The organism is Marinobacter sediminum (genome assembly GCF_023657445.1).
Lineage (GTDB): Bacteria > Pseudomonadota > Gammaproteobacteria > Pseudomonadales > Oleiphilaceae > Marinobacter > Marinobacter sediminum_A.
In genome coordinates, this window is record NZ_JAGTWY010000001.1 from 2901340 (window position 1) to 2921131 (window position 19792).

Genomic DNA, 19792 nt, shown 5'->3' on the forward strand with positions numbered 1-19792 from the left:
CCCTGTAACCGTGGCGTTTGGAGCGTACAGCGAGGCATCTATGACGAAATCAGATTCGGCTTCGCCCAAGATTCACGCATAAAAAAAGGCAGCCGAAGCTGCCTTTTTGGCGGTTATTGCTTAATCCGTTAAGGATTAAAGAGCAACAACGTTCTCCGCCTGAGGACCTTTCTGGCCCTGGGTAACGGTAAACTCAACCTGCTGGCCTTCTGCCAGGGTTTTGAAACCGCTTCCCTGAATAGCGCTGTAGTGAACGAATACGTCCGGGCCGCCTTCACGAGTGATAAAGCCAAAGCCTTTAGCTTCGTTGAAGAACTTAACAGTACCGGTAGTAGTAGACATACTTAAACTTCCTGAAATCAATCATTTAATCTGCCGCCTCACACCTCCATGGTGCAGGTCAGCGTTTACGGAAATACAGAACTCGCGGAATCAAAAACAGGACGGTCACTACTAACTGCGGAGGTACGTCTTATTCATGAAATGCTTTGCTGAATCTTTCCTACAAGAAATACCTTACTCTTCAATTACGGGATTGCCAAGTGGATTTCAAATAATTTACGTAAGTAGTGATACCCACCCTAACGCCGGCCCGGAGACCTCACCCCTTAACAAGACCAAAAGTATAAATACCCAGTGCGGTCATCAATATGGAACCAACCACATGGGCGATTACGCCGATGACAGCCATGGCCCATTTGCCGTCCTGAATCGCCGCAAACAGTTCGAGAGAGAAGGTAGAGAAGGTTGTCAGGGCACCGCACAGGCCGGTAATGGCAAACAGGCGCCACTCGGGGGCCAGGGTAGTGCCGTGACTGAAGTAGCCAATCAGGAGGCCGACCAGCCAGCCACCGCTGAGGTTGGCGGCGAGTGTACCGTAGGGGATTACATGATAAGTGGTGTTGAGCCAGAGGCCGAGCACCCACCTGAGGTTGGCGCCGATGATCGCCCCGGCGCTTACTGCCAATACTGAAAGCCACATCCCGATGGACTCTCCTGATCTTCTGGAATTAGCCGCCTAGAGGCCGGCATCGATCGGTTGAGTATGCCGTCAAAATTTCTTCAAGTTAAGGAGTTGCAGGGATTTATAAAAAAAGGGGCGCCAATCGGCGCCCCTTTTGATTCAAAGACAGCAGCGACCCATTACGCTGGATTGTGATCAATCACCGTGTCTTTATTACGGGCAAACTCATCGAACGGGAAGTCATCAACCGTGAGCATTTCCAGCACCACAGTCTCATACTGGCGCATAAAGTCCGCTTCTTCTTTCGTATAAACCCCCGCTTCCAGAGCCGCTTCGAAACGCTCTTCCGGATGCAGGGCCGTCATTGGAAGCTCACCTTTAGCGTACGCCTTTGTTACCTTCCGGTAGAGCTGCTCGGCCTTGTCATAGTCTTTCAACAAACCGTTGTAGCGGGCCACGGGGTTTTCCACCGTACCTTCACCATTCGTCGTCCAAACACTGGAAATCAGCTTGTGACGAATCGGTGTATCGGTCGAAATCGCGCGGGCCAGCTTCCGGGCCAGGTCGTCATGGGGTGCATCCCAACGACGCCCCAGCGGCATGGTAATACCGCGCAAAACCATGGCAACAGCACGGTTAGGCAAATTCTGGAGGAATTCGTCCAGGGCATTTTCCGTGCGATGAAGCAGAAGACCAAGGCTGTACTCCATCACTTCTTTTTCACCCTCAACCGGCTGGCTCTCGTGCCAGTTTTTCAGCACCATTGAGGCCAGATACAGGTTGGACAGAATATCGCCCAGTCGGGCAGAGACCAGCTCGCGCATTTTCAGTTCGCTACCGAGCGTGGTCATGGCGGCATCTGAACACAAGCCGAACGCCGCACTGAAGCGTGCAACCGCCTGAGCATACCGGCGACTGGCACTGTCGAACGGGACATCGGCACGGCCCAGACCGAACGCCTGGGTGAACGCCCGGGCTGCGTTGCCAAAGATCAGGCCTGCGTGGCCAAAGAAAGCCTCATCGAAAGCCTTGATGTCATCGTTATCCTTGGCCGCCAGCTCTTTCAACACGTAGGGATGGCATCGGATCGCGCCCTGGCCGAAAATCATGAGGCTGCGCGTCATGATGTTCGCACCTTCCACGGTAATGGACACCGCGGCACCGCTGTAGCCAAGACCCAGGTAGTTGCGGGGGCCAAGGGTGACGGTCTTGCCACCATGTACGTCCATGGCATCCGTCAGAATGCCCCTCTGGAACTCGGTCAGGTGATATTTAAGGATCGCTGAGGGCACTGCCGGCTTTTCACCCCGGTCGATCATGTTAGCCGTATGATTGACCGCTGACTGGGCAATGTAGGTCTTGGCGGCAATGCGGGCCAGCGGCTCCTGCACCCCTTCCATATCCGCCACCGGCGTATTGAACTGGCGCCGGATACGGGTGAAACCACCCGCTGTGCCCACTGAATAGGCCGCAGAACCGGCCGCGCCAGACGGCAGCGTAATACACCGGCCAACCGACAGGCATTCAACCAGCATGCGCCAGCCCTGGCCCGCCATTTCTTCGCCACCAATGAGGTAGTCCAGCGGGATAAACACATCCTTGCCCTTGATCGGGCCGTTCAGGAACGGCGTGCCAATGGGGCAATGACGGCGCCCGATTTCCATCCCTTTGGTATTCCGGGGAATAAGCGCGCAGGTAATGCCGCGGTCCTTCTGCTCACCCAGCAGACCATCCGGGTCAAACATGCGAAAGGCAAGGCCAACGACTGTTGCGATCGGAGCCAACGTAATCCAGCGCTTCTCGAAGTTGAGCTTGATGCCCACAACTTCCTTGCCTTCGAATTCACCCTTACAAACAATGCCGGTGTCAGGCAGCGAGGTGGCATCAGATCCGGCTCGGGGCCCGGTAAGGCCAAAGCAGGGAATTTCACGGCCATCGGCCAGACGCGGAAGGTAATGCTTTTTCTGCTCTTCAGTGCCGTATTTGACCAGCAGCTCACCAGGACCGAGGGAGTTGGGTACGCCTACGGACACCATCAGCATTTCATTGCCGGCCAGCTTCTGCAGTACCGCCGTCTGGGCCTTGGCGGAAAATTCCAGCCCACCGTATTCCTTCGGGATGATCATGCCGAAGAAACCTTCCTTCTTCAGGAAATCCCAGAGTTCTTTTGGCAGGTCTGCACGTTCAACTGCAAGGTCCCAGGCGTTACACATCGAGATGGCCTGGGTGCACTGGTTGTCCACGAACGCCTGCTCTTCCTCACTCAGTCCGGAATTCCGGTTTACCAGCAGGTTATGCCAGTCCGGCCGCCCCGTAAAAAGCTCACCGTCCCAACCGACGGTGCCAGCTTCGAGGGCAACTTTCTCAGTCTCGGACACCTTTGGCGCCACCTTCTTGAAGGTGTTAAAAATTCGGGGAGTCAGCCACTTCTGGCGTAAGCCCGGCAGGCCAGCCACCGCCGTCGCGCCGGCGCCAACAAACAAAACCAGGGCCAACCAGCCAGACGCGAAAATCAGGGACAGCAGGCCAACGACCGCCATCACACTGATGGCCGGTACGGCGCCGGACTCCCGGCGCATGACGGTCAGCAGACCCGCCAGCGCCACTACAAACAAAATAAAGGTCATCATAGGTTCTCTCTGTCATCCATGGTTCGGGAATGTCGAAGACTACAAATTGTTACGTTTACGGTAACGCATCGGATGAGAGCTGAACAGCCAAGGCTTCACATTCAGGCAGTTACAGCCATCTCAAACCGGATTATGCCGTCACGATCACCCGAATGCCTTCCAGTGCCAGACTGGCATGGCCAATCGCCTCCCGAGCCGCAGCGAGCTGATTTCGGAAATAATCGATTTCCTCGTCACGGATGACCGGGTTCACTTTCCGGAGTGCCTCCAGCCGGCGAATCTCCGGACTGAATGTCGCTTCAAGCCGTTCCAAAGCCTGCTTTTTCATCGGCTCAAGGTGAGGCTCCGACAGCTGCTCAACATGATCGACCATGGTCTCTACCTGTGGCCGTATCTGCGGCACAATGGCCTGTGCCGTGCGGCGACGGATGTTGGAACACAGATCGTTCAGGCGGTCGTGGGGTAAAGCGGCAGACAATTCCTTGCCGTTAACATCCACCAACAGGCGCAGCGGAGACACCGGCAGGTAACGGGTTAGCTGAAGCGACTCCGGTGCCGGACAATGGACCGTAAACAGAGCTTCCATCAACAGTGTACCGGGCGGCAACGCCTTCACAGAAAGGCTGGCCAGAGCGGCCTTGCCAAGTCCGGAGCTGGTCACCGAATCCATCACCCCGGTCACCATCGGGTGCTCCCAGCTCATGAAGGCCATGTCTTCCCGCTCCAGAGCCTGCTGTCTGCTCCAGGTTACGGTCACGCCGTCCTCGGGTAACTCGGCGACATGGCCGGCGTGATAGTGCTCGCCAGGACGGAGCACGTCGGAGTGGTCGCTATGATCCTCCACGTCCACGCCAAGAATGTCGAAGGCGTCGATCATGTAGTCCCGAACCTGTGCAGAGCCCTCCTCGTCTTCAATAGCTGCGATCAGGTTGTCCGCAACATCCGGGCGACAGGAGTTCAGCTCAATGAGCGCGTCCCGCCCATTCTGGAGAAGTGTGCGCAGGCGACCGGCCTCTTGCGCGGATTCGGACACCAGCCGGTCAACCTCCGAGTCATCACCTTCAATCGCCTGTTGCCACTGGTCTTGCACTTTTTCCTGCACAGCGACACCGACCGCGCAACTCTCGGCAAAAGCGTTAAGACCTTCGTGGAACCAGCGATACTGGACTTCCTGAGCAGTGCCCTGAAGGTAAGGTACATGTATATCAATGATGTCCATCTGCCCGATGCGATCAAGGCGACCAATGCGCTGCTCCAGCAGATCCGGGTTTGCAGGCAAATCAAACAGCACCAGATGGTGAGCAAACTGGAAATTACGGCCTTCACTGCCGATTTCCGAACAGATCAGCGCTTGGGCGCCCTGCTCACTGTCGGAGAAGTAGGCCGCCGCGCGATCACGCTCAACGAGACTCAGGTGCTCGTGAAACGCCGCACTACGGATGCCGGCACGTAGCTGCAGATAATGCTCCATTGCCATAGCTGTTTCGGCATGGGCACAAATGACCACCACTTTGGCGGGGCGAAGGCTGACCAGCTTTTTCTCCAGCCAGGCCACGCGAGGATCATCCGCCAGCCACTGCTCTTCGGGCACGGCCTGCTCCGGCGACAGACCGGCTAGCCCCCAGGCATGACCTTCATACATACCCGGGCACGGCATGGGTTCCGCCTGAAGCCGACGCTCCGGAAAGCCCTGAATAGCAGCCCGGGTATTGCGGAAAAGCACACGGCCGGTGCCATGGCGATCCAGCAAGGCATCAATGATGGCCTGATGCGGGTTGTCGCCAGCCAGAAGCTGGTCAAGCTCATCACCCAACCAGCCCTGCAGTGCCGTGCGATCATCTCCGGTGATCTCTCCTTGTTCATCCTGCAGGCGCAGCACAACGTTATTAATGGCTTCGTATTGCTGCTCCTCTTCGCGGAACGCTTCCAGGTCGTGGAAGCGTGCCGGATCCAGCAACCTGAGGCGGGCAAAGTGGCTCGCCACACCTACCTGTTCAGGGGTTGCAGTGAGCAACAGCAGGCCACGACTCGCTGCTGAAAGCTCTTCAATAATCTGGTATTCAGTGCTGACCTCGTCCGGGCTCCAGGCCAGATGATGCGCCTCGTCCACAATCATCAGGTCCCAGCCTGCGGCAAGGGCATCTTTCTGGGCCTGTTTGCTGCTGGTGAGAAAATCCAGACTGCACAGCACCAGCTGTTCCGATTCAAAGGGATTGACCCCGCCGCCATCTCCGAAAATATGATTTACCAGCGCATCCACATCGTCCTCTTCATCTTTCAGGGCGGCATAACGGTCCTGATCAATGATGGAAAAACGCAGGTTAAAGCGGCGGAGCATCTCCACCAGCCATTGATGGATCAAGGAATCCGGAACCACAATCAGTGCTCGTTTGGCCCGACCGGTATGCAACTGGTAATGCAGGATCAGGCCGGCCTCAATGGTTTTACCCAGCCCCACTTCATCCGCCAGCAAAACCCGCGGCGCATGCCGTTTGGCGACTTCCTGTGCAATGTAGATCTGATGCGGCAAATGCTGGGTTCTCGCCCCTATCAGACCCTGGGCCGGAGAGGCGCGAAGTCTGTCCATGTTTTGCAGCGTTGCCACCCGCAACCGGAAGGCACCATTGCGGTCAAACTGGCCGGCAAACAATCGCTGGTGAGGCGCCGAGAAATTTACCGAACTGCTCAGCTTAACTTCTGAAATCTGGTGAATGTTCTCGTCATCGTCTGCGTGATACACCAGCACACCATCGATGTCTTCGACCGCACGCACCACGTACCTTTCACCGTCAAACGTATCGATTTCTTCGCCAATCTGGTAAATGATGCGGGAGAGCGGCGCATTATCGATGGCGTAGGTGCGCTCTTCGTCAGCAGCAGGAAATCCCAGGGTTACCCTGCGGCCCGAGATATCGGTAACGATCCCCAGGCCAAGAGCTGTATCACTGTGGCTGACCCAGCGCTGACCAATGACAAATTCCGATGTATCCAAGAAACCTCCAGACAGAATTATTTCCGGGTGGCGCCATTTTCACGCACCCAGTAAGCGGTGGCACCGCATACGGCAGCCGGTACCACAACAAGATTAAGAACCGGCACCATGGCCGCCAGTGCTACCGGGAGGCCAAAGCCAAATGCAGACAGGCGGGTGGCGCCCAACAGGCCACGCAAGGCCTTGAAGCTAACCTTATGGTTATCCGCTGGATAATCCACATATTGCAGGGCCATCATCCAGCTGTTGAACAGAAACCAGAGCACTGCCGCCACCAGGTTCACCACTGGGATGAGGCCAATCGCAAACAGGCCAATCGCTCGCGGCAGGTAATAGAGAATCTTCTGAACCTCTCGCCAGAGCGCACGGGGAATATCCTTGATGATTGCGCTCCAGCTGTCATCGGTGCTCACTTCCTGCCCGGTAAGGTGTTTTTCGGTGAGTTCAGCCAGATAGCCATAGAAGGGTGAGCCAATCAGGTTGGCCACAATCACAAAGCCATAGGCGAGCATGAGCAGGATGACGCCGCCATACAGAATCCAGAACAACCAGTCGAGAGCCTGCAGCCAGGACCAGTCCGGCAACCAGCCCATCGCAGCAGCAATCAGCGCGGAGAACAGGTCAGCGAGGAAGTAGAAGAGAAGTCCAAACAGCAAGACGTTGATAACCAACGGAATGATCACAAATAGCCGAAGGCCGGGTTGCCTGATCAGGCGAAACCCTTCCCCCAGGTAGCCAAGTCCACGAAAAAAATTTCCCTTGAGCATTACCGGAAGGCCCTCCGCTCCAATGACATTGACGGGGCGCAAAGCATATCATGTTGGAAACGTTCCCACAGCCCGATAGCACTTACGGAAACTCCCCATGGCAACACTGAAACAAAGAGTGCTGAACCTGCTTCACCTTCGCCCACTCTGGAGAATCGCCCTGCTCATTTCAGTGGGTGCCATCGTGTTTCTGGCAACCACCGACACCCCCTACCCGATCCCATCCGCCCCCAGTGACAAAATCAATCACCTGATTGCGTTCGTCGAGCTGACACTGCTGACGCGCCTGTCGTGGCCGGAAGCAAAAGTATGGTGGTACGCACCGCTGTTGCTTGCCTTCGGCTTCGCAATCGAGGGCGTTCAGGCAAACCTCCCCTACCGGGATTTTTCAATGACAGACGTGGCAGCCGATGGTCTCGGAATTGCGATCGGATTGCTGCCGTGGCCAGGACTGCGTGACCTTGGCAAAGCAGACTTGAGAAATTCGCCAGAATCCATGTGAGATATTTCCTACATGGGCGTAAGACCTTGCAGTGATATCACGTACGTGGCGGGAGTTCCCACTTGCCAGAAATAGCCAAGCAATTGTTATTACGGACTTATTTAATCCAGGGCCAACTCAGCGCTCGAAAAACCGTGTACAGTTCACACGTTTGCAAACCCTCGATTGGTATAGTGTTCACATCAAGGAAGACAGGGAAATGGATGACGCACTGGATGCACCCCGGCATGGACTGCAGGGAGAGGCAAGGACAAAGGGACGCCTCGCTTAAAGGATAGTTATTCGGAACGCTGGCTCGGAAGCCGGCACCATGGAGTGGCTCAGGGATCTCGCAACAAGGCTGTTGCCCAATGTGCAAGGATGCGCCGACCTGTTTCGACAAAGGGCAACCCGAGGGTTGCCCTTTCTTTTTGCCTTTTCGGCCTTGCCATCACGCTTCAGCCACGTAAATTCTGACCCGGTTAAATTCCTCAAACTCATTCAGGTCTGGCCAGGTTCTGGCTTCTACCTCTGTCTGCTTCTTGTAGGCATCGTCCCCAAGATCCCGGACTCTTGAATCCGCCAGCAAAACGCTTTTTGCTGCTTCTCTGAACACCTTCAACAATGGTCGGTTTTCCGGATCGTACAAGACATCTGCCGCGGTAATAACATCAATCCCTTCTGGACGTGTGCACCAGTCACTGCAAAGTGTGACCGACTCATGATTCAGAGCCGCGTTGGCTAACACCGCATCAAGCGCCGCCGGATCAATGTCGCAGGCGATAACTTCACGGGCACCCGCCCTCGCCGCTGCAACCGCCACAATTCCGGAGCCAGACCCAAAATCCAGCACGGTTTTGCCCGCTACCCACTCCGGATGTTCCAGTATCCAGGTTGCCAAAACCTGACCACTGGCCCAGCAAAACGACCAGTAAGCCGGCTCCGCCACCACCGCCTGAGCCTCATCATGGCTCAGAGGACCTTCGAGCACCGAGGGATCGAACAGGTGTAATGGCACAGAGGGGCAACCCGCAGGTCGAGAGACCGCAACCCGCCCCCGACTGAGAGTTTTCCGCAAATGCTCATTAAGACGTTCCGCCGACATGGTTTCCCCAGACTCAACGTGTTTTCCCGAGAGGCCGCCATTGTAGCCGTGCTGTCGCCAGGAAACAGTGTTCGGCGAGCAGAAAACACCCAATTCCGTTATACTGCCGCCTCACTTTGGCAACCAGTTGAACGCTGAAATGGCAAGCAGACCCGACACCGACAACTACCGCTCCCTGTTTCTCAACGATGTCCCCCTCATGGACGTCCGGGCCCCGGTGGAGTTTGCCAAAGGCAGTTTCCCCAGTGCGGAAAATGCGCCGCTGATGAATGATGAGGAACGTCACCGTGTCGGCATATGTTTCAAGGAAAAAGGTCAGGACAAAGCCATTGAACTGGGGCATCAGCTGGTATCCGGTGACATCAAGGCCCGGCGCATCGAGGCCTGGAAACGCTTCGTGGCGCAACACCCTGAGGGGTACCTTTTCTGTTTCCGGGGCGGACTGCGCTCACGACTGACCCAGCAGTGGATCAGGGATTCCGGTATTGACTACCCACTGGTCACCGGCGGTTACAAGGCGCTCCGACGGTTTCTGATCGACAGCCTTGATGATCTCATCGAAAGCAGCGAGTTCCGGATCCTCAGTGGTCGAACCGGAACGGGCAAAACCAGAGTACTTCAGCAATTACCAAATCCGGTTGACCTTGAGGGCATGGCCAATCACCGGGGCTCGAGCTTTGGCCGGCAAGTGACCCCTCAGCCATCACAGATCGACTTCGAAAATCGCCTGGCAGTGGCCATGCTCAAGGCCCACCACCTTAAAGATGGTCCCGTATACCTGGAGGATGAAAGTCGCATGGTCGGCCGCTGCGCACTGCCTGAGCGCCTCAGGGAGCGCATGGCCGGAGCGCCCCTGATGATTCTTGAGCAGCCTATGGAACAGAGGATCGCCATCATTCGGGAAGATTATGTCGAAGATATGGTTGCGAACTATATGAACCGGGATGGCGAAGAGGCCGGGTGGCTGAACTTTCGTGACTACCTCCTCAGCGCTCTGGATCGCATTCGAAAACGGTTGGGCGGAGAACGCCACAAACAGTTGCGTGCCCTGATGGAACAGGCACTGGAGCGCCAGGAGCTCAGCGGCAACGTCAGTGGTCACGACGCCTGGATCCAGTCACTGCTTCAGAACTACTACGACCCGATGTACGACTACCAACTCAGCCATAAACAAGGCCGCATCCTTGTCCAGGGAGGACCCGATGTCATCCTCGACTGGTCCAGCAATGAGCCGTCAGCGTAACTAGACCCCGCTTTGACCACGTTCGGTTTTACACGTCCGACACATTTGTCTGCTATAAACACCATTAGACAAATCCCCATGAATTCAGGTTTTGTCCCCGTATCCGACAAAAACCCAAAAATTATTAATGAACAAGGAGTTCACTTATGGAAGATCTTTTTGGAGCTGAAGGAAACGCTTCAGAACTGATGGATCAGGCTACCACTCTGGTCATGACCTACGCACCGAAAGTGGTGCTGGCAATCGTCACCCTCATTGTTGGCCTCTGGCTGATCAACAGATTTATCGCCGTCCTGGACCAAAAACTGGGGCAGAAAGACCCGACACTGAACAAGTTTCTTTGCGGCCTGTTCAGCGCACTTCTCAAAATCCTCCTGCTGATTTCCGTGGCCTCCATGGTCGGCATTGCAACCACCTCGTTCATCGCCATTGTTGGTGCCGCCGGCCTGGCGGTAGGTCTGGCACTCCAGGGTAGCCTCGCAAATTTTGCTGGCGGCGTACTGATCCTGATTTTCAAGCCGTTCAAGGTCGGTGATGTCATTGATGCCCAGGGTTATCTTGGCTCGGTCCGGGAAATAACCATCCTTTACACCATCGTGGACACCTTCGATAACCGCCGGGTCGTCATTCCGAATGGCCAACTGGCCAATGCCAGCCTGACCAACATGAGCGTCTACGACACCCGCCGTTGTGACATGTCATTCGGCATCGGCTATGGCGATGATATCGACAAGGCCAAAAGCGTTATCAAAGGCCTGATCGAAGCAGATGACCGTGCCCTGTCCGATCCTGCACCAATGATTGTGGTCGGTGGCCTGGGTGAAAGCTCCGTCGACCTGACCGTGCGTGCATGGACCAAGTCAGCGGATCTCTGGCCGTTCTACTGGGACATGCAGGAAAAGGTCAAGAAGGCCTTTGACGCCGAGGGCATCAGCATTCCGTTCCCTCAGAGGGACGTTCACATGTACAAAACCGAGTGAGAAGCCGGAACCGTTCCTCATTGATACAACCGGTTACTCGCAAACTGCACAACCTCAACTAAGCTGACGATAATGGCGGGGTTTGTGAACCCCGCCAGGCCAGCGGAGCCAGGCATACAAACAACGAATGGCTTCGGATCGCTGTCATTGCTGGTAGGAGGCAGTCACTATGCCGGTACAGCAGTTGAAAGAATTCCTCGACGGGGCCGATGTTGAGTACATGTGCCTCTCCCACCCCCCTGCGTTCACTGCTCAGGAACTGGCACACCACGTGAAAATTGCCGGGGATCGGGTCGTCAAGACCGTGATTATTGAACTGGACGGCAAAATGGCCATGCTGGTCATGCCAGCCACATGGCGAATTCGCTGGGACAGGCTTTCCCGGATTCTCGATACTGATTTCGTCGACCTTGCCGATGAACAGGAATTTCAGGATCGCTTCCCTGACTGTGAGGTGGGCGCCATGCCACCCTTTGGCAACCTGTTCGAAATGTCTGTTTATTGCAGTGAGGCCCTTACGGAACAGCCCGAGCTGGCGTTTGCTGCCGGCAGCCATACCGAATCCGTTCATATGAAGACGGCGGATTTCCTGAGTCTCGTTCAGCCGATGGTGCTCAATCATGGATTTGTCAAACCGGGCGCCCAGAAACCGGCCTGGCTAACGAAAGGTCGGCGGCGGCCAGGAGAGACTGGCAAGCAGGCAGTATCTGGAATGGTCGGGTAATGAGCTGTTCCAGGCGGGCTTGATCCGGGTCGCTTGTCTGACCTGTCCCATCGCGTAAACTGATGGCATCAGACAGGAACCCGATATGACGCAAGCATTTGATGTAGTAGTTGTCGGCGCCGGAATGGTCGGTGCTGCCCTCGCCACAGGCCTCGGACATGAAGGCTTAAGGGTCGCCATGGTCGATCGTGCGCCTGTGCCCGGCTTTGATCCCGAGGCCGCCCCCGATATCCGCGTTTCCGCCCTCAGTGTCGGCAGTGAGCGTTACCTGCGCACCCTGGGTGCCTGGCAACACATTCTCGAGATGCGGGCAACTCCGTATCAACGCCTCGCGGTCTGGGATGAAACCCGGCACCCACTTGGTAATCTGATGCCCCGGACGCTGACAGAGGTGGAGTTCGATGCAACGGCTCTGGGCACTTCCCATCTCGGCCACATCGTCGAAAACTCCGTCACCCAGCAGGCGCTTTGGAAAACGGCCGAGGCTGACCCGATGGTTACCGTCATCGCAGGCCACGAGGTTTCAACACTTGAGCAAACTGGCCAAGCCGTCATCGTGACTCTGGACAGCGGCAAGGATCTTGAGGCAAAACTGGTGATCGGTGCAGACGGCGCCCAATCCAGAATTCGTGATATGGCAGGTATCGGCGTAACCCGTAACCAGTACGGCCAGCAAGCCATGGTCATCTCAGTCCGTTATCAGGGCCCGGTAGAAAACATCACCTGGCAGGGGTTTCACCCAACCGGGCCACGAGCCTTCCTCCCGCTGCACAGCGCCGGTTCAGACTATCCTGGAGAAAGTTGGGGCTCGCTGGTCTGGTACGATGCCCCGGAAGAACTTTCCCGTCTCAAGGCCTTAACCAACGAACAGCTGATGGCCGAAATTCAAAAAGCGTTCCCTTCGGACCTTCCGTTGTTGACCCATATTGATGTTCTCGCCAGCTTTCCGATCGCCCGGCAGCATGCCAAACACTATTTTGCCAATCGTGTGGTTTTGGCGGGCGACTCGGCTCACACCATCAACCCACTGGCAGGTCAGGGGGTCAATCTGGGTTTCCAGGACGCCCAATACCTCCAGACCATACTGAAAGAAGCCAAACGCGCCGGCGATGACCTGGCCGACCCGAAATGGCTGGACAAGTATGAACAGCAGAGGCGGCCTGCGAACCGGCGGATGATGCTGACCATGGATCTGTTCTACCACCTGTTCAGCAATCGCATTCCCCCAGTGCACCTGCTGCGCAATCTTGGTCTGGGTGCTGCCCGGGCCCTGCCCTTTGCACGTAACCGGGTGGCCCGGTATGCCATGGGAATTGATGAAGAGATGCCTGCTATAGTGAGACAGCTAACGGCCAGACTGCCCGGGTTTAATCAGCTTTAGCGGCCCGGGAACAGCAAGACAAAATCCGATAACGAATAAGGGAGCCAACATGTCTGAAACGATTTTTACCAAGATCATTAACCGGGAGATTCCGGCAGATATCGTTTACGAGGATGATATCAGCCTGGCCTTCAGGGACATCAATCCCCAGGCACCCGTGCACCTGCTGGTCATTCCGAAAAAGCCCATCGTCTCGATCAATGAGATCGAGGAAGGCGACCGCGAACTGGTGGGACACCTTTACTGGGTGGCGGGAAAACTGGCCAGAGACATGGGCTTTGACCAGGATGGCTACCGTACCGTTATGAACTGTGGGGAGAATGCCGGGCAGACGGTATTCCATATCCATCTGCACCTGCTGGCAGGGAAGCCGCTTGGCTGGCCTCCCTACACCGACAAGATGAAGCAGGCCTGACCAAAGTGGGGGCTTTTAGCGCCCCACTACCTTTTCGGCCTCTTCCACCGGCGTATGCCGTACATCCTCGCCCTTCACCATAAAAATCACGTTCTCGGCAATATTACAGGCGTGGTCTCCGACACGCTCCAGAGCGCGCAGAACCCACATCACCGACATGCAGCGTGAGATATTACGGGTGTCTTCCATCATGAAGGTCAGCAGGGTTCGGGCGGCCGCCTGATACTCCTCGTCCACTCGCTTGTCTTCCTTCATGATCCGAAGTGCCTGCTCGGAATCCAGGCGGGCAAAGGCGTCAAGCGCATCATGCAGCATGCTCAGGACGTGGGTGCCAATGTGGCGAACTTCCACGTAACCCCGGGGCGCCTGTCCTTCCTCACTGAGTTTGATCGCGAGCTTGGCGATTTTCTTCGCCTCGTCGCCGACACGCTCCAGATCGGCGACCATCTTGATAACAGAGATCACCAGACGCAGGTCCCGCGCGGTCGGCTGACGACGGGCGATAATCAGGGTCGCCTCTTCGTCTATGTCCATTTCCATCTTGTCGACTTTCTTGTCGTTGGCGCGAATTTCCTCCGCCAGATGCCCGTCACCGTCCACCAGTGCCTGTATGGCATTTTCTACCTGAGTCTCGACCATCCCTCCCATTTTCAGGAATTCGGTCTTGAGCTCCATCAGTTCGTCATTGAACTTGTGGGAAATATGATCCCCGTATACATGATCCTTCTGTGTTGGCATACCGTGCTTCTCCAATGTTCCTCTGATCCGGAATTAACCGAAACGACCTGTAATGTAGGATTCTGTGAGTTCGTGTTCCGGTGAGGTAAATACCTTGTTGGTCTCGTTTACTTCCACCAGGTGCCCCAGATGGAAATAGGCCGTACGATGAGATACCCGCGCCGCCTGCTGCATGGAGTGGGTGACTATCACGATGGTGTAGCTCTCGGAAAGCTCGGCGATCAGTTCTTCCACCTTTGCCGTGGCAATCGGATCCAGGGCTGAACAGGGCTCATCCATCAAGACCACTTCCGGACTCACTGCAATGGCGCGGGCGATGCACAAGCGTTGCTGCTGACCACCAGACATACCGGTCGCGGTCGCATCCAGGCGGTCCTTGGCCTCCTCCCAGAGGCCCGCTTTACGCAGACTGTTTTCGACAATGTCATCCAGGTCAGACTTGCGGTTGGCAAGCCCATGGATGCGGGGGCCATAAGCGACGTTATCGTAGATCGATTTCGGGAACGGATTGGGCTTCTGGAATACCATACCCACCCGGGCACGCAGCTCAACCACGTCCCGTTTACCGTTGTATATATCCAGGTCATCCAGTTGCAGGGAGCCTTTCACCCGACAGATATCGATGCTGTCATTCATGCGATTCAGACAGCGCAAAAAGGTCGACTTACCGCAGCCTGATGGGCCGATAAACGCGATTACTTCGTTCCGGCCAATGTCCAGGCTGATCTTTTTGATCGCCCGGCTTTCACCGTAGAAAACTTCAACATCACGAAGTTTGAATTTCGCATCGTCCGCGAACGGTTTGCCAACCGTCTTGCCTTCTTCAATGATCGTCTCCGCCGGCTTGTTTTCCTGAGCGGGTGCAGCAGCCTCTTCCGACTGAGGCACTTCACTGGTAATGGTTGAGTTCATGGTATTCATCTTGATTCTCCTTACCACCGGCGCTCGAGGCGTTTACGCATCCAGATGGCCAATGCATTCATACTGATCAGGAAGGCCAGCAACACCATAATGGCGGCTGACGCGCGTTCGATAAAGGCCAGCTCGGGGCTGCCTGCCCACAGGAAAACCTGCACCGGCAGAACCGTCGCAGAATCGAAGAGGCCTCCCGGAACATCCACAATAAAAGCCACCATGCCGATTAACAGCAACGGCGCAGTTTCACCCAACGCCTGCGCCATACCGATAATCGAGCCGGTGAGCATGCCGGGCATGGCGAGCGGCAGGACATGGTGCAGCACCACCTGCATTTTGGAGGCACCGATACCCTCGGCTGCTTCCCGGATGGACGGTGGAACACTCTTGATGGCTGCACGGCTGGAAATAATAATAGTCGGCAACGTCATCAGGGTAAGCACCAGGCCACCGACAACCGGAACCGAGCGCGGCATACCAAACAGATTAATAAACACCGCCAGACCCAACAGACCAAAAATGATTGAAGGAACCGCCGCGAGGTTGTTGATGTTCACTTCGATAAAGTCAGTGAGCTTATTCTGGGGCGCGAATTCCTCCAGATAAATGGCGGCAGCAACGCCGATCGGGAAGGACAGAATCAACGTAATAAACATGGTCAGCAAAGACCCGACAATCGCACCCAGAATCCCGGCCTTGGAGGGATCGCGGGAATCACCACCACTGAAGAACACATCATTGAACGAAGTGTCTATGGCTCCCCGCTCCTGGAGCTGATCTACCCATGCCTTCTGCTGTTCATCCAGCTTGATTGAGTAGCCGCCGTCACCTGCGTGTTTTACATACACATCAACATCTGTGTGAGACAGGAAGGTCATACTCCTGGTACTACCCAGCCAGTCCGGATTAGCCTTGAGTGCATCCCTTAACGCAACCGAAGCATAGGGATTGATCAGCCCTCGAACCGCGTCGCGATCGTCCTCTGTCGCTTCGGGTATCTCCTTGATCGCGGCCTGAACCAATGGCTCCACAAAATCCGCCATTTTGAGCTGTCGTGCGTCTGTGGGGTCGTCCAGGTACATCATTTCACCATCGAGATGCACATCCATGGTGATGGTGGTTTTGAGGAATCCGGTATACCCCTTACCAATGATATCGGTAAAGAGAATCACCAGCGCGGAAAGCGCGATGGCGATTGCCAGAATCCCATAGGCACGGAACCGGCGTTCCTTGCGGTACCGGCGTTTGAGCGACTGGCGGACAAGTTCCGCCTGAGAAGGTTGGTCAGTCATACTGTTCCCGATATTTACGCACAATTTTCAGGGCAATTACGTTCAGCAACAGGGTCGCCAGGAAGAGCATGGCGCCCAGTGCGAAAGCCGCCAGTGTCTTGGCGCTGTCGAACTCCTGGTCCCCCGTGAGCAGCGTTACAATCTGGACTGTCACCGTCGTTACGGTTTCCAGAGGGTTCGCCGTCAGGTTTGCCGCCAGGCCCGCAGCCATCACCACAATCATGGTCTCGCCAATCGCACGGGAAACCGCCAGCAGCACGCCCCCCATGATGCCGGGTAGCGCGGCTGGAAAAATCACTTTCTTCATGGTCTCGGACTGGGTAGCACCCAGTGCCAGTGAACCGTCCCGGAGCGTTTGAGGTACAGCGTTGATGACATCATCCGACAGTGACGAAACAAACGGGATAATCATGACCCCCATGACACCACCGGCTGCCAGCGCAGTTTGAGAAGAAGCTTCAATGCCAAGAGAGGCAGCAAGGTCGCTGATAAAGGGTGCAACCGTCAGGGCCGCAAAAAAGCCGTAAACAACGGTCGGAATACCGGCCAGCATTTCCAGCAGAGGCTTTACCACACCCCGGACTTTCCTGTTGGCATACTCTGAAAGGTAAATGGCCGAAAGCAGCCCCACCGGTACAGCGACCACCATGGCGATGGCGGAAATCAGCAGGGTGCCGGTGAACAGAGGAATCATGCCGAAGGCACCCTCGGCGGCGACCTGGTCTGCCCGGAGCGCAGTCTGCGGGCTCCACTGGGTACCGAAGAAAAACTCTGTAAACGGGACTTTTCCGAAGAAACGGATGGTTTCAAAGGCGACCGAAAAGATGATGCCGATAGTGGTCAGAATGGCGAGAGCCGCGCAGGAGAAAAACAGCCACTTGAGAATAGACTCAACCTGCGTTCGGGCATTCAGACGGGGGCGGATTCGCAGCCAACCAAGGAACCCCGCCAGAACCGCGACGGCAATAACCAGCGCCGACATAAAAAAACGGCTCTCGGCCCGCAATGCTGTCAGGCGCTCCGCTGCTTCCACGATAGGTGCTTCCACAAACCCAACAGGCAGAGCACCGCTGGCCACATTACTGATCTTGCTCAGAAGCAGACTGGCCTCTCCGGAACCGGAAGGCACCATCTCAGGCGGCAGAGACCCGACAACCAGAAGCTGAATCACTTTCCCTTGAAACGCGGCCCACAGTCCCAGAACAATCAGGGCGGGGATCCCACACCAAAGGGCAGCTCGAGCTCCGTAATAGAAAGGCAGAGACTTTAGATGACGAATCCCACCCAGTGGCATGGCCAGCGACCGGGACCGGGCATAGCCCAGAAAATAGGCCACGATCGCGAGCACAATAGTGAATAGGAACAGATTAGCCGGTTGCATGAATATTCCTGTCTACGACTTTAAATAGGCGCCCAGTTTACAGACTTGAGCCTTGCCTCGCACCGGGCGCCCCCTGAACGAGCAAAGGGTGCGAGACCCATTCAAGGCCCGCACCCTTATTTTCCCGAATCCTTTCGGTTTATTTGAGCTCTTCCAGAGCAAGGTTCGGCAGATTCTCAGCCTTGTCCATCAGCTCCATCAGCTGCTCGCGCGGCGGGATGATCAGGCCGACATCTTTCAGGTAACCGTTCCTTCCAAGCGCAGCATTGCTGGCAAACTCGCTAACATATTCCTGGATACCAGGAACGACGCCAACGTGCGCCTTCTTCACGTAGAAAAACAGCGAGCGGGCTACCGGATACTCATCAGCGGCAATGTCCTCAGCGGTCGGAACCATACCGTTCAGGGTGGCCGCCTGCAGACGATCCGCGTTCTCTTCCAGGAAACTGAAACCAAACACACCGTACATACCAGTGTCACCGATCAGTTTCTGGACGATCAGGTTGTCGTTCTCGCCGGCTTCAATGAAAGCGCCATCTTCACGAACACTTTCACAAATTGCGCCATGCTCGTCTTTGCCCAGGCTCTTGGCCTCAGGCAATTGGTCACAACCAGCAGCCAGTGCCAGCTCGTTGAAAGAATCACGGGTACCGGAAGTCGGGGGAGGTCCCATCACACGAATGGGCTTATTGGGAAGGCTGGAGTCAACATCACTCCACTTCTCGTTCGGGTTGGCGACCCACTTGCCGTCAACAGGAACCTTGGAGCCAAGGGCAAGGAACAGCTGCTCGAGGGTGATGTCGAGGTTCTCGGCCTTGTTGGAGCTGGCGATCACGATGCCGTCAGAACCAATACGGAACTCGGTAATATCCTTCACACCGTTCTTTTGGCAGAGCTCATACTCGGAGCCTTTCATCCGGCGGGAAGCGTTGGTGATGTCAGGGTGCTGGGTACCGAGACCCTGACAGAACAGCTTCATGCCACCACCGGAGCCGGTCGATTCCAGCTTCGGAGTCTTGTAGTCGGTTTTGGTTCCGAAACGCTCTGCCACAACAGTTGCGAACGGGTAAACAGTGGAAGAACCCACGATGCTGATAGTGTCGCGAGCCATTGCCGGCGCAGAGATGGCGGCAACGGAGCCAGCCAGTGCAACTGTAGCGAGTGCCTTGTTCAGTTTCATCACATCGAGTCTCCATTATTTGCTTTGGACGTTTGGTCGGATGTTTTTTGCCGATGTGTGCAGACTAATGGGACTCTGTGACAACTTTATTACAGCGACTGAAATATAGCCCCAAAAGCACAAATTCGCTTGCAGAGCTGTCCGAGGCCGCTAACATGCGTGTTCAAACAATTCCAGAAATAATAAAAGGCAGGCTCCATGACAGCATTAGACGATGACAAACCAACGCCTCGTGGTGAACTGACACTCCAGATCATCCCCCTTCCCTCGGACACTAATGCCAACGGCGATGTCTTTGCCGGCTGGCTGGTCAAGCAGATGGACATTGCCGCAGCCACCATGGCCGGCAGAATCTCTCTGGGTCGCAATGCCACCGTTGCCATGGACCGCATGGAGTTTCTTTCGCCCCTGCGGGTAGGTTCTCAGGTCGGCTGCTACTGCGAGCTGGTGGACATCGGCAGCAGTTCCATGAAGATAAAAGTGGAGGTCTGGACACTGGATCGCACGGCCAAGCACCCGCGCAAAGTGACGGAAGGACTATTTGTCTACGTCGCTATTGATGAACACGGTCGAATCCGGGAAGTGCCGGAGCAAAGTCTCTAGG

Annotated in this window: 18 protein-coding genes; 7 read left to right on the top strand and 11 right to left on the bottom strand. The window is 55.9% G+C overall.

Translation table 11 applies throughout. The annotated features are described in order from the left end of the window. Window positions 1-135: 135 nt before the first annotated feature. From KFJ24_RS13760 to cysZ, 5 genes are all read right to left on the bottom strand, one after another. On the bottom strand, window positions 136-342 hold the full coding sequence (locus KFJ24_RS13760) for a cold-shock protein (RefSeq protein ID WP_008172950.1): 207 nt from the start codon (window positions 340-342) through the stop codon (window positions 136-138). Window positions 343-601: 259 nt separating this feature from the next. Further along, window positions 602-982: a fluoride efflux transporter CrcB gene (crcB, locus tag KFJ24_RS13765; protein WP_250831658.1), complete on the bottom strand. Its 381-nt coding sequence runs from the start codon at window positions 980-982 to the stop codon at window positions 602-604. 161 nt (window positions 983-1143) lie between these two features. Continuing rightward, window positions 1144-3594, bottom strand: a complete 2451-nt coding sequence (locus tag KFJ24_RS13770; RefSeq protein WP_250831659.1) for an acyl-CoA dehydrogenase — start codon at window positions 3592-3594, stop codon at window positions 1144-1146. Window positions 3595-3724: 130 nt separating this feature from the next. Continuing rightward, window positions 3725-6586 (bottom strand): RNA polymerase-associated protein RapA, encoded by a 2862-nt coding sequence (gene rapA / locus KFJ24_RS13775; RefSeq protein WP_250831660.1) that lies wholly within the window; start codon window positions 6584-6586, stop codon window positions 3725-3727. A 17-nt stretch (window positions 6587-6603) separates the two neighbouring features. Then, complete coding sequence (cysZ, locus tag KFJ24_RS13780) at window positions 6604-7353, bottom strand: sulfate transporter CysZ (protein ID WP_250831661.1); 750 nt, start codon at window positions 7351-7353, stop codon at window positions 6604-6606. Window positions 7354-7450: 97 nt separating this feature from the next. On the opposite strand from cysZ, the gene KFJ24_RS13785 reads away from it, so the two are divergent. Next, on the top strand, window positions 7451-7855 hold the full coding sequence (locus KFJ24_RS13785; RefSeq protein WP_250831662.1) for a VanZ family protein: 405 nt from the start codon (window positions 7451-7453) through the stop codon (window positions 7853-7855). Between the two features lie 430 nt (window positions 7856-8285). Here the strand turns inward: KFJ24_RS13785 and KFJ24_RS13790 are convergent, their stop codons facing one another. Then, window positions 8286-8939, bottom strand: a complete 654-nt coding sequence (locus KFJ24_RS13790) for a class I SAM-dependent methyltransferase (protein WP_250831663.1) — start codon at window positions 8937-8939, stop codon at window positions 8286-8288. A gap of 139 nt (window positions 8940-9078) precedes the next feature. On the opposite strand from KFJ24_RS13790, the gene mnmH reads away from it, so the two are divergent. From mnmH to KFJ24_RS13815, 5 genes are all read left to right on the top strand, one after another. Further along, on the top strand, window positions 9079-10182 hold the full coding sequence (gene mnmH, locus KFJ24_RS13795) for a tRNA 2-selenouridine(34) synthase MnmH (RefSeq protein WP_250831664.1): 1104 nt from the start codon (window positions 9079-9081) through the stop codon (window positions 10180-10182). Window positions 10183-10328: 146 nt separating this feature from the next. Then, the gene (locus tag KFJ24_RS13800) at window positions 10329-11162 is read left to right on the top strand and encodes a mechanosensitive ion channel family protein (RefSeq protein ID WP_250831665.1); all 834 of its coding nucleotides are present in this window, start codon (window positions 10329-10331) and stop codon (window positions 11160-11162) included. 169 nt (window positions 11163-11331) lie between these two features. After that, a complete protein-coding gene (locus KFJ24_RS13805) occupies window positions 11332-11886 on the top strand; it encodes an aminoacyl-tRNA deacylase (protein WP_250831666.1) in 555 nt (184 codons plus the stop codon). Between the two features lie 85 nt (window positions 11887-11971). Further along, window positions 11972-13267: an FAD-dependent monooxygenase gene (locus tag KFJ24_RS13810; RefSeq protein ID WP_250831667.1), complete on the top strand. Its 1296-nt coding sequence runs from the start codon at window positions 11972-11974 to the stop codon at window positions 13265-13267. A 49-nt stretch (window positions 13268-13316) separates the two neighbouring features. Then, window positions 13317-13682 carry a histidine triad nucleotide-binding protein gene (locus tag KFJ24_RS13815; RefSeq protein WP_250831668.1) on the top strand — a complete coding sequence of 122 codons (366 nt, stop codon included), beginning with the start codon at window positions 13317-13319 and terminating at the stop codon, window positions 13680-13682. Between the two features lie 15 nt (window positions 13683-13697). On the opposite strand, the gene phoU is transcribed toward KFJ24_RS13815, so the two are convergent. From phoU to KFJ24_RS13840, 5 genes are all read right to left on the bottom strand, one after another. Beyond that, window positions 13698-14420 carry a phosphate signaling complex protein PhoU gene (gene phoU / locus KFJ24_RS13820; RefSeq protein WP_250831669.1) on the bottom strand — a complete coding sequence of 241 codons (723 nt, stop codon included), beginning with the start codon at window positions 14418-14420 and terminating at the stop codon, window positions 13698-13700. A gap of 33 nt (window positions 14421-14453) precedes the next feature. Next, on the bottom strand, window positions 14454-15341 hold the full coding sequence (gene pstB, locus KFJ24_RS13825) for a phosphate ABC transporter ATP-binding protein PstB (RefSeq protein WP_250831670.1): 888 nt from the start codon (window positions 15339-15341) through the stop codon (window positions 14454-14456). Window positions 15342-15352: 11 nt separating this feature from the next. Further along, window positions 15353-16627, bottom strand: a complete 1275-nt coding sequence (pstA, locus tag KFJ24_RS13830; RefSeq protein ID WP_250831671.1) for a phosphate ABC transporter permease PstA — start codon at window positions 16625-16627, stop codon at window positions 15353-15355. Beyond that, window positions 16620-18008 carry a phosphate ABC transporter permease subunit PstC gene (gene pstC, locus KFJ24_RS13835; RefSeq protein ID WP_250831672.1) on the bottom strand — a complete coding sequence of 463 codons (1389 nt, stop codon included), beginning with the start codon at window positions 18006-18008 and terminating at the stop codon, window positions 16620-16622. The genes pstA and pstC overlap by 8 nt, the downstream gene beginning before the upstream one ends. 139 nt (window positions 18009-18147) lie before the next feature. Next, window positions 18148-19191, bottom strand: coding sequence for a substrate-binding domain-containing protein (locus tag KFJ24_RS13840; protein WP_250831673.1), 1044 nt, complete (start codon window positions 19189-19191; stop codon window positions 18148-18150). Window positions 19192-19386: 195 nt separating this feature from the next. Between KFJ24_RS13840 and KFJ24_RS13845 the strand changes: the two genes are divergently transcribed. After that, entirely contained in the window at window positions 19387-19791 is a 405-nt protein-coding gene (locus tag KFJ24_RS13845) for an acyl-CoA thioesterase (protein ID WP_250831674.1), read from the top strand. The last annotated feature ends 1 nt before the right edge of the window (window position 19792 follow it).